General features: G+C 54.6%; 10 protein-coding genes. 3 read left to right on the top strand and 7 right to left on the bottom strand.

Annotated features, from left to right (window positions below; all coding sequences use genetic code 11):
• The first annotated feature begins 387 nt into the window (after window positions 1–387).
• Window positions 388–3,021, top strand: coding sequence for a valine--tRNA ligase (locus tag JT718_RS15650; RefSeq protein WP_205503662.1), 2,634 nt, complete (start codon window positions 388–390; stop codon window positions 3,019–3,021).
• Window positions 3,022–3,408: 387 nt separating this feature from the next.
• Here the strand turns inward: JT718_RS15650 and JT718_RS15645 are convergent, their stop codons facing one another.
• The 3 genes from JT718_RS15645 to JT718_RS15635 all read right to left on the bottom strand — a co-directional run bounded on the left by JT718_RS15645 (window position 3,409) and on the right by JT718_RS15635 (window position 6,963).
• Window positions 3,409–3,951 carry a coiled-coil domain-containing protein gene (locus JT718_RS15645; RefSeq protein ID WP_205503661.1) on the bottom strand — a complete coding sequence of 181 codons (543 nt, stop codon included), beginning with the start codon at window positions 3,949–3,951 and terminating at the stop codon, window positions 3,409–3,411.
• Window positions 3,952–4,157: 206 nt separating this feature from the next.
• The gene (locus JT718_RS15640) at window positions 4,158–5,537 is read right to left on the bottom strand and encodes a dihydrolipoamide acetyltransferase family protein (RefSeq protein ID WP_205503660.1); all 1,380 of its coding nucleotides are present in this window, start codon (window positions 5,535–5,537) and stop codon (window positions 4,158–4,160) included.
• Window positions 5,538–5,700: 163 nt separating this feature from the next.
• On the bottom strand, window positions 5,701–6,963 hold the full coding sequence (locus tag JT718_RS15635; RefSeq protein ID WP_205503659.1) for a competence/damage-inducible protein A: 1,263 nt from the start codon (window positions 6,961–6,963) through the stop codon (window positions 5,701–5,703).
• A 71-nt stretch (window positions 6,964–7,034) separates the two neighbouring features.
• Here JT718_RS15635 and JT718_RS15630 point away from each other — a divergent pair, with 71 nt between their 5' ends.
• Window positions 7,035–7,775 (top strand): DUF4197 domain-containing protein, encoded by a 741-nt coding sequence (locus JT718_RS15630; protein ID WP_205503658.1) that lies wholly within the window; start codon window positions 7,035–7,037, stop codon window positions 7,773–7,775.
• A 291-nt stretch (window positions 7,776–8,066) separates the two neighbouring features.
• Window positions 8,067–9,350 (top strand): erythromycin esterase family protein, encoded by a 1,284-nt coding sequence (locus JT718_RS15625; protein WP_205503657.1) that lies wholly within the window; start codon window positions 8,067–8,069, stop codon window positions 9,348–9,350.
• A gap of 373 nt (window positions 9,351–9,723) precedes the next feature.
• Here the strand turns inward: JT718_RS15625 and JT718_RS15620 are convergent, their stop codons facing one another.
• From JT718_RS15620 to lpxD, 4 genes are read right to left on the bottom strand one after another with little or no spacing between them, the layout of a single operon-like run.
• Window positions 9,724–10,365: an ABC transporter ATP-binding protein gene (locus JT718_RS15620; RefSeq protein WP_205503656.1), complete on the bottom strand. Its 642-nt coding sequence runs from the start codon at window positions 10,363–10,365 to the stop codon at window positions 9,724–9,726.
• Window positions 10,355–11,146: an acyl-ACP--UDP-N-acetylglucosamine O-acyltransferase gene (gene lpxA / locus JT718_RS15615; protein ID WP_205503655.1), complete on the bottom strand. Its 792-nt coding sequence runs from the start codon at window positions 11,144–11,146 to the stop codon at window positions 10,355–10,357. Before lpxA ends, JT718_RS15620 begins: the two co-directional genes overlap by 11 nt.
• The gene (locus tag JT718_RS15610; protein ID WP_205503654.1) at window positions 11,143–12,537 is read right to left on the bottom strand and encodes a bifunctional UDP-3-O-[3-hydroxymyristoyl] N-acetylglucosamine deacetylase/3-hydroxyacyl-ACP dehydratase; all 1,395 of its coding nucleotides are present in this window, start codon (window positions 12,535–12,537) and stop codon (window positions 11,143–11,145) included. Before JT718_RS15610 ends, lpxA begins: the two co-directional genes overlap by 4 nt.
• A 30-nt stretch (window positions 12,538–12,567) precedes the next feature.
• Entirely contained in the window at window positions 12,568–13,590 is a 1,023-nt protein-coding gene (lpxD, locus tag JT718_RS15605) for a UDP-3-O-(3-hydroxymyristoyl)glucosamine N-acyltransferase (protein ID WP_205503653.1), read from the bottom strand.
• Between the last annotated feature and the right edge of the window lie 292 nt (window positions 13,591–13,882).

Genomic DNA, 13,882 nt, shown 5'->3' with positions numbered 1-13,882 from the left:
CCTGAAAGAATCTTGTGGGCAAACGGCAGTAGTGTCTCTCCAATGCTTGTCTGGTTTGACACAAGATCCTTGCAGGATGACAGAAGAGAGTGAATCTGGTTATCTCGGGAATGCGTGCGGACACGAGCCGGAGGCTCGCGCCAGCGGAAGCAGGTGGTGCCATGCAACAGACCTGGTAGTGTTCGAAGGTCCTACGAGTGTCACCACCGGCATCGTTTCTACCCTCTTTTCCCGAAATCATCCTGAAAACGGGAGCATTAGCAGAGAGCTTGACCAATATCTGGCAACTAACATCGGCTAATTTGCTATTTTTGTAGCTTCGCATGGTTCGTGCGGGCGCTGCTTTAGTGGCACATCAGCACATAAAAACATTAGCACATTGTAGTGATGTCAATTCCTAAAACATACAACCCCAAAGAAGTAGAAGACAAGTGGTACGCCACCTGGCTGGAGCGCGGCTTCTTCAAGTCTAAACCAAACCCCAGAAAAGAGCCTTACACGGTGGTAATTCCGCCGCCCAACGTAACGGGCGTGCTGCACATGGGCCACATGCTCAACAACACCATTCAGGATGTGCTGGTGCGCCGCGCCCGCATGCAAGGCAAAGAGGCTTTGTGGGTAGCGGGTACTGACCATGCTTCCATCGCCACTGAGGCCCGCGTGGTGAACATGCTCAAGGAGAAAGGAATCAACAAAAGTGACCTTACCCGCGAGGAGTTCCTGGAATACGCCTGGGAGTGGAAAGAAAAATACGGTGGCATTATCCTGGAGCAGCTCAAGAAACTGGGTGCCTCCTGCGACTGGGACCGCACCCGTTTCACCATGGAGCCAGACATGACCGATGCCGTTCTTCAGGTGTTCGTGGATCTGTACCGCAAAGGCCACATCTACCGCGGTGTGCGCATGGTAAACTGGGACCCGCAGGGATTAACGGCGTTGTCTGACGAGGAGGTAAACTTCAAGCAGGTAAACGGCAAGCTGTACTACCTGCGCTACGCCATTGAAGGTTCTGACGAAGTGCTCACCGTAGCCACCAAACGCCCCGAGACCATCATGGGCGATGTGGCTATCTGCGTGCACCCCGAGGATGAGCGCTACAAGCACCTGGCCGGCAAAAAAGCCATCATTCCGCTGGTGAACCGTGCCATTCCCATCATATTTGACGAGTACGTAGACCGCGAGTTCGGAACGGGGGTATTGAAAGTAACCCCGGCCCACGACATCAACGACTATGAACTGGGCGTGAAGCACAACCTGCCTAGCATTGATGTGTTAAACGACAACGGAACTATCCATGAGCGCGCTGGCCTGTACGTGGGCGAGGACCGCTTTGTGGTGCGCAAGAAAATCACCAAAGACATGGAGGCGGCTGGCCTGCTGGAGAAGGTGGAAGACTCCGTGACCAACGTAGGGTTCTCGGAGCGTACCGATGCCGTGATTGAGCCCAAGCTGTCTATGCAGTGGTGGTGCAAAATGGACGCCATGGCCAAACCAGCCCTGGAGAACGTGATGAACGACACCATCAAGCTGCATCCGCCTAAGTTCAAGAACATGTACCGTTCCTGGATGGAGAACGTGCATGACTGGTGTATCTCGCGTCAGTTGTGGTGGGGCCAGCGCATTCCGGCGTACTACCTGCCAGACGGTACGTTTGTGGTAGCCCGTACCGCCGAGGAAGCCTTAACCGAAGCCCGTGAGAAATCCGGCAACGCCGATCTGCAATTGTCTGATCTGCGTCAGGACGAGGACGTGCTGGATACCTGGTTCTCTTCCTGGTTGTGGCCAATCTCGGTGTTCGATGGGTTCAAAGACCCGGACAACGAGGATATCCTGTACTATTACCCCACCAATGACCTGGTAACAGCCCCTGAGATTCTGTTCTTCTGGGTGGCCCGGATGATCATGGCCGGATACGAGTTCCGCAAGGAGTTGCCGTTCAAAAACGTGTACCTCACCGGGATTGTGCGCGATGCCCAAGGCCGCAAGATGTCCAAATCGCTGGGTAACTCGCCAGATCCGCTGGATCTGATTGACAAATACGGTGCCGATGGCGTACGCGCGGGGATGCTCTTCAGCTCACCGGCCGGTAACGACTTGCTGTTTGATGAGAAACTCTGCGAGCAGGGCCGGAACTTCAGCAACAAGATTTGGAATGCTTTTAGATTGATCAACGGCTGGGAAGTTGACGAGACCTTAGCGAACCCGAACGAGAAGGCTATCAAGTGGTTTGACTCCAAGTTCAACGAGGCGCTCAACACCCTGGAAGACCACTTTGACAAATTCCGGATTTCCGATGCCCTGCTCACCGTGTACAAACTAGTGTGGGATGATTTCTGCTCCAATTACCTGGAGATGATCAAACCAGCCTTCGGGTCACCTATTGACGCGGCTACGTTGCAGGCCACCAATGAATTCCTGGAGAAACTCATGAAGGTGCTGCATCCGTTCATGCCGTTCATCTCTGAGGAGATATGGAACTCCATGAAAGAGCGTACTGCCAAAGATTGCCTGGTAGTGGCTTCCTGGCCGCAGCAAGGTAGGGTAGACGCTGATCTGCTCAAGCAGACAGAGTACGTACTCAACGTGGTTGGCCAGATCCGGAACCTGCGCAACAGCAAGAACATTTCGCCGGCCAAAAAGCTGGCTTTGCACGTGCGCCTGGTGGAAGGCAAGAACGCCATCGCGGGGTACGAAACGTTGGTAAGCAAACTGGCAAACCTGAGCGAAATCCAGGAAACCGAGCAGCAACTGGACAACGCGCTTTCCTTCGTGGTAGACAGTTCTGAGTTCTTCATCCCGATGGAGGGCAACATTGACGCCGCCGCTGAACGCGCCCGCCTCCTGAAGGAACTGGATTACACCAAAGGCTTCCTGGCCAGCGTAGTGAAGAAACTGAGCAACGAACGTTTCGTGAGCGGTGCCCCGGAAGCCGTAATCAGCGCCGAACGCAAAAAGCAATCAGACGCAGAAGCTAAGATTGCCGCCTTGGAGCAGAGCCTCGCTGCGCTTCCTACTGAATAGAAGTTGAAATTTGATGAATAAGAAAACGGCTGCTCTCAACAGGGCAGCCGTTTTTTGTTTATAAGCCTTTTACGTTCTCACCCGCTGGCGCGAGTTTGCAACTCGTGCCTACCGATGATGGGTAGTCTCCAGACTACCCTCGCTGCCCCGCAGCGAAACCGCGCATGGCTGAGTTAACTATGGCGCGGATTTACTTCCGTGCCTTTAGAACACAGGCAAGGAACGGAAGTAAATCCGCGCCATAGAAAGGTCCTTTTAGCTTGTGGTTCCCGGCGAGTCTGGAGACTCGCTTCATCCCAAGTCACGAGACTGAAGTCTCGCGCCAGTGCTTTTAGGAATTTCTTTACTCTATTTCAAGCTCATATTCCAGAAAACAGGCCTGAAACACTACATGGTATAAGAATCCAGCCTGGTCCAGGTGATGGCGCCGTTGTCTACAGAGTAGCGAAGCAGGACATAACCGCCGTTGTGGCCGTCTTCAAAGTAAGCGAGGGCGTACCGATCGTTAAGGATGCGAACGTCACGGATGGCCATGGTGCCGCCTACACTGCCAGAAGCAGTAATCAGGCTTTTTTGCTTCCGCATGACATCGTTCATGAGGTCGGCTTCCGGGTTCCTGAGGCCTTTGCGTTTGAGGCGCTGCACATCGCTTTCGCTTAGCGTACCGATTTCCTCTTCAAACGTGGTGGATTCCGGCGGGGTGATTTTCTCCTCAGTCTCGGTGGATGCTATTTCTGGTTGGGTAGACTGGGTGGGCCGAAGCGTATCTGCGGGTATATTATTCGTCATGCGCCGGATCTGCTGCTCCAGGCTGGTGATTTTCTCATTGGCTGAGGCTAACTCGGTTTCGGCCTGACTTTGCTTCCAGTAGAAGAATATGGACAGAAAAAGTAGAAAGGCAATAATGACGAGTAAAAGCGCATTTTTCATAGGGTAGAAACGTCAGATGGTCTGTTCAAGGTAAGATAACACTTTTACTATATTCTTGGGATGTTGGTTATTGAATTCCGTTTTAAGGCTGTTTTGCCGAAAAAGGGCTGGAAACGTACCTCATAACAGAAAAGCCTCTCCGGCAAAGGAGAGGCTTTCTGGTCAGGAGAGTGTTTTCAAATCTCCCAATTTTCAAATCTTCAAATCTATATAGTGGTGTTCGGATCGAAACCTTCCAGATAATCCGCTACGCGGCGCACGAACATGCCGCCCAAAGAACCGTCTACCACGCGGTGGTCATAGCTGTGCGACAGGAACATGAACTGCCGGATCCCGATCAAATCACCCTCCGGAGTCTCAATCACCGCCGGTTTCTTCTTGATGGCCCCAACGGCCATAATAGCCACCTGCGGCTGCATGATGATTGGTGTGCCCATGACGTTCCCGAAGGAGCCCACGTTGGAGATGGTGTAGGTGGGGTCGGCCAGATCAGCGGCGGTAAGTTTGTTCAGACGCGCGCGGTTAGCCAGGTCGTTCACCTTCTTGGTGAGGCCGTTCAGGTTCATCTGGTCGGCGTTGTGGATCACGGGCACAATCAGGTTACCAGATGGCAAGGCCACGGCTACCCCAATGTTGATGTCGCGTTTCTTGATGATACGGTCGCCGTCTACGCTCACGTTGATCATCGGGAAATCTTTGATGGCTTTCACAATGGCCTCAATGAAGATTGGAGTGAAGGTGAGGTTCTCGCCCTCGCGCTTCTTGTAAGCGTCCTTCATCTTGGTGCGCCAGTTCACCAGGTTGGTCACATCGGCCTCCACAAAAGAGGTCACGTGCGGCGAAATCCGCTTGCTGTCCACCATGCGCTGCGAGATCATCTTGCGCATGCGGTCCATCTCAATGATTTCCACATTGCCGCTGTAAGACTGCGCCGGAGTTACTGCCGGAGTGCTGGCCGCCGGAGCAGCCTGAGGCTGAGGAGCTGCAACAGGCGCCGGTTGTGGGGCAGGAGCCGCAGCCGGTTGAGGAACGGGTTGGGCTGGTGCAGCGGGAGCGCCATTCTGGCGGTTGGCTACATATTCCAGGATATCTTTTTTAGACACACGGCCTTCTTTGCCAGTACCCGGAATGTACTCCAGTTCCTGCATAGAAATGCCTTCTTCGCGGGCAATATTCAGTACTAAAGGAGAGTAGAAACGGCCTGAGGCGGGTTGCTCTAAGCGTTGGGTCACCTGGGCCGATGCCTGCGGAGCTTCGGCCGGGTGCGCGGCTGGTTGGGTAGCAGGCTGGGCTGCAGTGGGAGCGGCCTCCTGCGCCGGAGCCGATGTGGGCTGCGCGTCATCGCCGCCGGTGCTGATGAGGGCAATGGGGGCCCCAACGGCTACCACCTGGCCTTCCTGCACCAGAATCTCCTTCAGCACCCCGCCGTGGATGGCCGGTACCTCGGTATCAACTTTGTCGGTGGCTACTTCCAGTACAGATTCGTCTTGTTCAATGGTATCACCCACTTGCTTTAACCATTTGAGCACGGTGCCTTCCATGATACTTTCGCCCATTTTGGGCATCACCATTTCTACAAGAGCCATAGGTATGTGTCAGTCAATTATTGGTTAATGAAGGAACAGAATACGTCAGTTGGGTAAGCAATAGGTAGTACAATGTTACAGAAAAAACAGGGAATGATTGCCCTTGCCGGGTAACAGATCTCTACGAACCTAACTGTTGTTAGGCAAATTTAGCCTTTTTTGCTTATTCCTCAACCCGCGGCGGTAAACTTTGCCGCACCAGGTTCAGGACCTGCAAGGCCGTGTACTCTATATTGAGCTGGCGGGTTTTGTTGTAATTTAGTTTGCGGGCCACGGTTTGGTGGGCGTCTGCGTAGGCAATCCAGATGGTGCCCACGGGTTTTTCAGGGGTGCCGCCATCCGGACCGGCAATGCCGCTGGTGGCAATGCCCACATGGGTGTGCAGCAGGTGTCTTACACCCTCGGCCATGGCCCGCACGGTTTCCTCGCTTACGGCGCCATGTTTTTCCAATATTTCAGCGGGCACGCCCAATTGAGCTTTCTTTACCTCATTGCTGTAGGCCACCACGCTGCCCATGAAGTACGCCGAACTGCCGGGCACACTGGTCAGCTTATGGGCCACCAAGCCGCCGGTGCAACTCTCGGCGGTGGAAATGGTAAGGTTCCGTTCGTTCAGCAATCGTCCAATGGCTTCCTCCAGGGTCACTTCGCCGAAGGCAAAGATATGGTCGGCAATGAGTGGGGTTAGCTTGGCTAATTGGTCTTGCAGCTGGGCTTCCAGGTCGTGTGTGCCATCGGGTATGCCGGTCAGGCGCAGGCGCACGCCCGCCAGGTGCGGCAGGTACGCCAGCTTGAGATTTGGAGGAAGGTTGTTTTCCCACTCGGCGATTGCCTCGGCCAGGAATGACTCGCCAATGCCCACGGTCTGCACCACCTTGTGGACAATCTGCGGCAGTTGAAAGTGCTGCTGTAGGCGCGGAAGTACAGAATCAGACATCATCTGCTTCATCTCAAACGGCACCCCGGGCATAGACACAATGAGCGCGCCCTGCTCTTCAAACAGCATGCCCGGCGCGGTGCCCAGCGCATTGCGGATGGGCGTGCAGGTAGCCGGCAGAAAGGCCTGCTGCCGGTTTACTTCCAGCATGGGCCGGTTGTATTTCCTGAAAATAGCTTCCACGTCGTCTAACGAAGGCTGGTGCAGTTGCAACTCCGTGTTAAAGAAGCGGGCCAGGGTGTGTTTGGTGAGGTCATCCTTGGTAGGGCCCAAGCCGCCGGTGAGCAAAATAACGTGGGCCCGCGAGAGGGCCTGGGTTAAGGCGGCGCAGATGGCGTCTGGCTGGTCTGAGATGCTGGTGATCTGCCGTACCCTGATCCCTATTTTGGCCAGTTCCTGACCTATCCAGGCCGAGTTGGTGTCAATGACCTGTCCGTACAGAAGCTCATCACCGATGGTGATGATTTCTGCCGATATTTCCTGTTTCATTTATTTGGCTTGATTTATGCGTGGGCCCCCTTGACCACCGTAGGTCAAAAGTAATAAACATGTACGCACGTATGAAGAAACTAGTCTCGCCCTCTTTTGTTTTCAGCGGACTGCTGATGATAGCCCTGTCTTCCTGCACGGCCAGCCAGGTACAACAGGCCATTGGCGGCGTGATGCAGCAAACCGGGCAAACCACGGCGGGCCCGCTTACCCAAACCGAGGTGGCCAATGGCCTGAAGCAAGCCCTGTCGCAGGGCATCAACAAAGGCACGGCGCAGGCCTCCCAGCCCGATGGATTCTATAAAAACAGCCTGATCAGGATTCCTTTTCCGCCCGATGTGCAGCGGGTAGAAAACACGCTCAGGCAGATTGGCCTGGGGGCTGAGGTAGACAAGTTCATTCTCACGCTCAACCGTGGGGCAGAGGATGCGGCAAAAAGTGCCGGGCCTATCTTCCTCAACGCCATCAAGCAGCTCACCTTCACCGATGTCTGGAACATCCTGCGCGGGGAGAAAGACGCCGCCACGCAGTTCCTGAAGCGCACCACCACCAGCCAGCTCACGGCGGCGTTCAGCCCCATCATGAAGCAGTCACTGGACAAAGTGAGCGCCACCAAGTACTACACCCAGCTGGTGACCAGCTACAACAAAATCCCGATGGTGAAGAAAGTAAACCCAGACCTGGAGGCCTACGCCACGCAAAAAGCCATTGACGGCCTGTTTACGCTGGTGGCGCAGGAAGAAGCCAACATCCGGGAAAACCCGGTGGCCCGCACCACCGAGCTGCTCCGAAGAGTTTTCGGGGGACGGTAATATTGTAAAATTCAATTATCACGGAGTGGCTGCGTCTAACCAGATGCCGCCACTTTTTCGTTTTAATCCGTCCAACACCAAGGGCTGGCAGCCGGGTTTGGGGGCGCTTCCCTGCCTTTGCAAAAAATAGAGCTATTCTGTTGCCGGGGCCTGCGCGATGTACTTATTCAAAGACTGAGCTATGTAGAAGCTGCTGTAAATGACCTGTTTCTGAAAAAATAGGCCAAAAACGGGCAAACTTTTAAAAGCCTTGGGGGGTAAAAGGCAGGGAGTTCATTTTGCCCTTAATCCATGACTTATTTGAAACTGCCGTGCCATCGGCTGGAGAACAAAGCTGACCTGAATATTCTGCTGGAGGACATTGGCGATGCCCGCATTGTCATGTTGGGAGAGGCCTCGCACGGCACCTCAGAATACTACGCCTGGCGCACCGCCATTTCCAAGCGCCTGATTGAAGAGAAAGGCTTTACCTTCATTGCCGTGGAAGGCGACTGGCCCGACTGTTACCAGATCAACAAGTTCATACGCGGCTACTGCAAGCCCGGCACCAAGGTGTCTGACGTGCTCAAGCACTTCAACCGCTGGCCCACCTGGATGTGGGGCAACTGGGAAGTAGCCGCGCTAGTGGAGTGGCTCAAAGAACACAATGACCGGCCTAACACTAACAAAGTGGGCTTCTACGGGCTAGACGTCTACAGCCTCTGGGATTCGTTGCAGCGCATCATGAAGTACCTGGAGAAGAAAGACGGGCAGGCCGTGAAAGCCGCCAAGGAAGCGTTCAAGTGCTTTGAGCCCTACAGCTCAGACCCGCAGGAATACGCCCGGGCCGTGGCCTACGTGTCTGAAGACTGCGAGGAAGAGGTAGTGTCTATGCTGCAGGAACTGGGCAAACGGGAACAGGGCGAACCCACTAATCCCGAGGCAGTGTTTGATGCCGAGCAAAACGCCCTGGTAGCCGTGAACGCTGAGCGCTACTACAAATCTATGGTGCGAGGCGGTGGCAACTCCTGGAACATCAGGGATGAGCACATGATGGAGACCCTGAACCGGCTGCTGGAATTCCACGGACCCAACGCCAAAGCCATTATCTGGGAGCACAACACCCACATCGGCGATGCCCGCTTCACCGACATGGCCCGGGCCGGGATGGTCAACATTGGGCAACTGGCGCGCCAACAGTACGGGCGCGAGAATGTGTACCTGGCGGGCTTCGGTTCCTATGAGGGCTCCGTCATTGCCGGCGATTCCTGGGGAGCGCCCATGAAGAAGATGGAAGTACCGCCCGCCCGCGAGGGTTCCTGGGAAGACTGGCTGCACCACATGCCCGGTCCGCCAGACAAGATCCTGCTGTCAAGGGAGCTCCGCGAGATCAACGAGGCCCGGCAGCAGATCGCGCACCGCGCCATAGGCGTGGTCTATGACCCCAACCGCGAGAAGTACGGCAACTACGTGCCCACCATCATTCCGGAGCGCTACGATGCATTCCTGTACCTTGATGAGACCGAGGCCCTGCGCCCCTTCATCCTGAAAACCAAGGAAAAGGAGCCCCCGGAAATGTACCCGGCCAACGAGTAAACATATAAGCCTTTTCTCTGTTGTAAAACAGAATCTGCGCCATCTTACTACATATATGGGAAAGCCACCGTTTGGGTGGCTTTTTTCAGTTTGGGCGTTTTGGTGGTGTTTTTAGGAAAGGAGGCGGAAAATGAAAAGCCCTTGGCAGAGACACTCGTTGGACCTCCGGACCCTATGAGGTCTTTGGAGTAGTCGCTACTTTTTAGGCTGTTCCAGTTCTTTCAAAAATATTTGGAGCAACTCGCCTCATAAAATTATCTTTTGCCCTTGCTGCTCTGCGGTTCATGCACAGGACCTCGTAGGGTCCGGAGGTCCTACGAGGGTCTCTTTTGATGTTAGTTTCTTAAAAACAAGCTCAAAACGCCTCGGGGCTTTACCCTCTTTTCCGGTCCGGCGCTTTGTAGTGGAATTGGTTAATGGGCAGTTGCTCGTCGCAGAAGCTGTACTCGTGGGGCACGTTGGAGCCAATGATGACCAGGCGGTTTCTGCGGTTTTGTTCCAGATGCTCCAGGTACCAGGCCACGCCGGCTTGGTCCAGGTTGGTGGTGGGTTCGTCCAGGAGCAGGAGGGAGGTGTCTGAGTAGAGCGCCAGGCCCAGTTTCAGGCGCTGCCGCATACCCGAGGAAAAATCGCGCACCAGCTTGTGCCTGGCCGCCTGGAGTTGCAGCAAGTCGGGGAGTTGTTGGGGCGTGACGCCCCGCAGGCGTTTGAAACGGGTGTGGAACTGAATCATCTCCTCCAGGGTGAATTCCTCCAGCAAGTCCTGGTAAGGCGCCGCCAGGGAGAGGTGCTGGTAGAGTTGTTCCACGGGAATCTCTTTCCCATGGGCCGCGTAGGCCACCGAGCCCTCTGAGGCCAGCTGGTACCCGCTCAGGATAGAAAGCAAAGTGGATTTCCCGGACCCATTGTGCCCCAGCACGGCATACGCCTTGCCCGAGACAAACTCATAGGACAGATTCCGGAAAATCCACTCGTAATTAAAGCGCTTGCCTAAAGAGGTAAGCTTAATCTGCATCTTTTTGGTACCCTTTGATAATGCCCCGGCCGGAGTTGCGCACAAAGTTCACAATCTCATCGCGCTCCGGGCTAGGTGACAGGTCAATCTCAATCTTGTCTACCGCAGAAGCCGTGTTAAGGCCGCTCATGAACAGGATACGGTAAATCTGCTGAATGTCGTTGATCTGCTCGTTGCTGAAACCTCTGCGGCGCAGCCCAATGGAGTTTACCCCGGCGTAGGACAACGGCTCACGCGCTGCTTTGATGAACGGCGGTACGTCTTTACGCACCAGAGATCCTCCGGATACCATGGCATGCGCCCCAATGCTCACAAACTGGTGTACCGCAGAAGTACCGCCAATGAACACATGGTCATGAATCACAATGTGGCCGGCCAGCTGCACGCCGTTGGCCACAATCACGTTGTTGCCAATGATACAGTCATGCGCCACATGCACGTAGGCCATGATAAGGCAGTTGGCGCCAATGGCGGTGGTGTTTTTATCCAAGGCCGTACCCCGGTTCAGGGTCACGCATTCTCTGATGATGGTGTTGTCGCCAATGGATACCGTAGAGGGCTCGCCTTTGTATTTGAGGTCCTGCGGCGGGGCCGAAATCACGGCACCCGGAAAAATCTGGCAGTTCTTCCCAATGCGCGCGCCCTCCATGATGGTCACGTTGGGGCCAATCCAGGTGCCTTCGCCAATCTCTACGTTCTTAGAGATGGTGGTAAACGGTTCTACCACCACGTTGGTGGCAATCTTGGCTTCTGGGTGGATGTAAGCTAATGGCTGATTCATGCGTCTTTTCTTACGATACTTGCTAACATCTCGGCTTCCATGACCAATTGCCCGCCCACGTAGGCCTGGCCTTGCATTCTGGCAATGCCGCGTTTAATAGGTGCCAACAGTTCGCATTTGAAAACAATGGTATCTCCTGGCACAACTTTACGTCTGAAGCGGCATTTGTCAATGCCCATAAAGTAGGTCCAGTAATTTTCGGGGTCTGGCACGGTGCTCAGTACAAAAATCCCGCCAGTCTGCGCCATGGCCTCAATCTGGATCACGCCCGGCATCACGGGGTTGCCCGGGAAGTGCCCCTGGAAGAAGGACTCGTTCATGGTCACGTTCTTCACCCCGGTAACGGTGGTCTCATCCAGATGGATGATCTTGTCAATCAGGACAAACGGATAGCGGTGGGGCAGGGTCTGCATGATCCGGTTCACGTCCATCACGGGCGTTTTCTTGGGGTCATACACCGGCACGTTCTTCACCGACGTTTCCTTGATGTATTTCTTGATTTTCTTCGCAAACGCCACGTTAGACGCGTGTCCGGGCCGGGCGGCCAGGATCTGGCCTTTCAACGGACGGCCTACCAGCGCCAAATCCCCAATCAGGTCCAGGAGCTTGTGGCGGGCCGGTTCGTTTTTGTACCGAAGGTCCACATTATTCAGGATTCCTTCCTTCTTCACGGCCACTTTGGGCTTTTTGAGAAGGTCAGACAGATAGTCTAGTTCGTTCTCTTCCACCACACGGTCTACCACCACAATGGCATTGCTCAGGTCACCGCCTTTGATCAGGTTCTGCTTGTAAAGCATTTCGAGCTCGTGCAGGAAGCAGAAGGTGCGGCAAGAGGCAATCTCGTCCTTGAACTGACGCAGATCGGTGAGGGAAGCGTGCTGAGAACCCAGTACCGGCGAGTGGTAATCTACCATTACGGTGACGCGGTAGTCATCCAGGGGCAGAATCGCGATCTCGGTTTCGCGCGAACCATCCCGGAACATAATTTCCTCGGGCACCTCAAAGAAGTTACGCAGGGCGTTCTGCTCTTCCAGGCCCACCTCCAGCAGGGGTTTCACGAAAAGGATAGAAGAACCGTCCATGATGGGAGGCTCGGGGCCGTCAATCTGGATGAGGACGTTGTCAATCTCCAGGCCCACCAGGGCGGCCAAGACGTGCTCCACGGTATTGACCCGGGCGCCGTTCTGTTCAATGGTAGTGCCGCGGGAGAGGTCTACCACGTTGTCTACATCGGCGTCAACAATAGGTTGGTCAGGCAAATCAATGCGCTGGAATTTATACCCGTGGTTGATAGGAGCGGGCAGAAAGGTCATGTTAGACACTACCCCAGTATGCAACCCAATCCCGGATACCGTTACCGGCGCCTTTATGGTATGCTGTTTATCGTTCATGAAGCACTAAATGGTAAAGAGGGGCTAAAGTTAGCGGTTTTCTCTGAGTTCCTCTATCTGTTTCTGTAACTCGGGCAGTTTCCGGAAAACCGTCATGCACCTTAAATTCTGTTTGTAATCAAACGCCGGTGACCCCTGAATGATGGTGCCCGACTCTTTTATGGTTTTGGAAACGCCCGATTGCGCCCCAATAATGGTCTTATCAGCAATGGAAATATGGCCTACTATGCCCACCTGGCCGGCAATGGTGCAGTAGTTGCCAATCTTGGTAGAACCCGAGATACCGGTTTGGGCGGCCACTACGGTATGGCTACCAATCTCTACGTTATGGGCAATCTGCACCAGGTTGTCAATTTTGGTACCGGCATGGATGATGGTAGAGCCCATGGTGGCGCAGTCAATGGTGGCGTTGGCGCCAATGCGCACGTGGTCTTCCAGCACCACGTTGCCAATCTGCGGAATGGCTTTGTAGGAACCGTCTTTCTGCGGCGCAAAGCCAAATCCGTCGCTGCCAATCACGGCCCCGGCATGAATGGCGCAGTGGCTGCCTATTTTGGTGTCGGCGTAGATCTTGGCGCCGGCGTAGATAACGGTATGGTCCCCGATGGTCACGTTGTCGCCAATGTAGACGTGCGGGTAGAGGTGCACCCCAGTACCAATCTTGCAGTTCTTGCCAATGTAAGAGAAGGCGCCCCGGTAATGGCGTTCGCCAATGGTGGAGTTCTCGCCCATAAAGCAGGGTTCTTCCACGCCCTGGCGGGCCGCGGCCACCGCTTGCTGGTACACTTCCAGTAGGGTGGAGAAAGCAGAATACGGGTCTTCTACCAGAATAAGGTTAGCGGAAACGGGTTGCTTGATCTCCAGGGTCTTAGCCACAATCACCGCCGTGGCTCCGGTGGTGTAGAGGTAAGGTTCATACTTGGTGTTAGACAGAAAAGAAAGCGCTCCGGGGGTGCCTTCCTCAATCTTGGCCAGGGTATTCACCTTGGCATTTCCATCTCCCTGCACCTGGCCCTGGAGTAAATCAGCAATCTGTTGTACCGTAAATTCCATGGGGCAAAGGTAAGGAAACAATTTTTAAACGGTGGCATGTGCGCCGGTTCGGTTCCTTATTTCAAGGTGCAGGGGGGTTGCGCTATGCGCAAAGGAGACCGCTGCTTTTTGGGGCTGTTTCCGGGAAAATGGGGCAAAAACAGGCGAGCCTTAAAAGGAGTGTTCTGGGCAGCCGGCGGGGTGAGGAGAGGGCGGTCTCAGGAACCGTGCGCTGCCCAGGCAAAACATTTGGTCCCCTGCCCATCTGCTTTTATTGCCCCTGTTAACAAATCTGTCACTTATAAGAAACAAA

The organism is Rufibacter psychrotolerans (genome assembly GCF_016924645.1).
Taxonomy (GTDB): Bacteria; Bacteroidota; Bacteroidia; order Cytophagales; family Hymenobacteraceae; genus Nibribacter; species Nibribacter psychrotolerans.
Note: the sequence above shows the minus strand (reverse complement) of the source record. Positions and strands in the feature narration are given on the sequence as shown.

Excerpts from the sequence above, each read along its gene's own strand:
- JT718_RS15650 (WP_205503662.1), top strand. The coding sequence starts at position 388 with ATGTCAATTCCTAAAACATACAACCCCAAAGAAGTAGAAGACAAGTGG.
- JT718_RS15645 (WP_205503661.1), bottom strand. The coding sequence starts at position 3,951 with ATGAAAAATGCGCTTTTACTCGTCATTATTGCCTTTCTACTTTTTCTG.
- JT718_RS15640 (WP_205503660.1), bottom strand. The coding sequence starts at position 5,537 with ATGGCTCTTGTAGAAATGGTGATGCCCAAAATGGGCGAAAGTATCATG.
- JT718_RS15635 (WP_205503659.1), bottom strand. The coding sequence starts at position 6,963 with ATGAAACAGGAAATATCGGCAGAAATCATCACCATCGGTGATGAGCTT.
- JT718_RS15630 (WP_205503658.1), top strand. The coding sequence starts at position 7,035 with ATGAAGAAACTAGTCTCGCCCTCTTTTGTTTTCAGCGGACTGCTGATG.
- JT718_RS15625 (WP_205503657.1), top strand. The coding sequence starts at position 8,067 with ATGACTTATTTGAAACTGCCGTGCCATCGGCTGGAGAACAAAGCTGAC.
- JT718_RS15620 (WP_205503656.1), bottom strand. The coding sequence starts at position 10,365 with ATGCAGATTAAGCTTACCTCTTTAGGCAAGCGCTTTAATTACGAGTGG.
- lpxA (WP_205503655.1), bottom strand. The coding sequence starts at position 11,146 with ATGAATCAGCCATTAGCTTACATCCACCCAGAAGCCAAGATTGCCACC.
- JT718_RS15610 (WP_205503654.1), bottom strand. The coding sequence starts at position 12,537 with ATGAACGATAAACAGCATACCATAAAGGCGCCGGTAACGGTATCCGGG.
- lpxD (WP_205503653.1), bottom strand. The coding sequence starts at position 13,590 with ATGGAATTTACGGTACAACAGATTGCTGATTTACTCCAGGGCCAGGTG.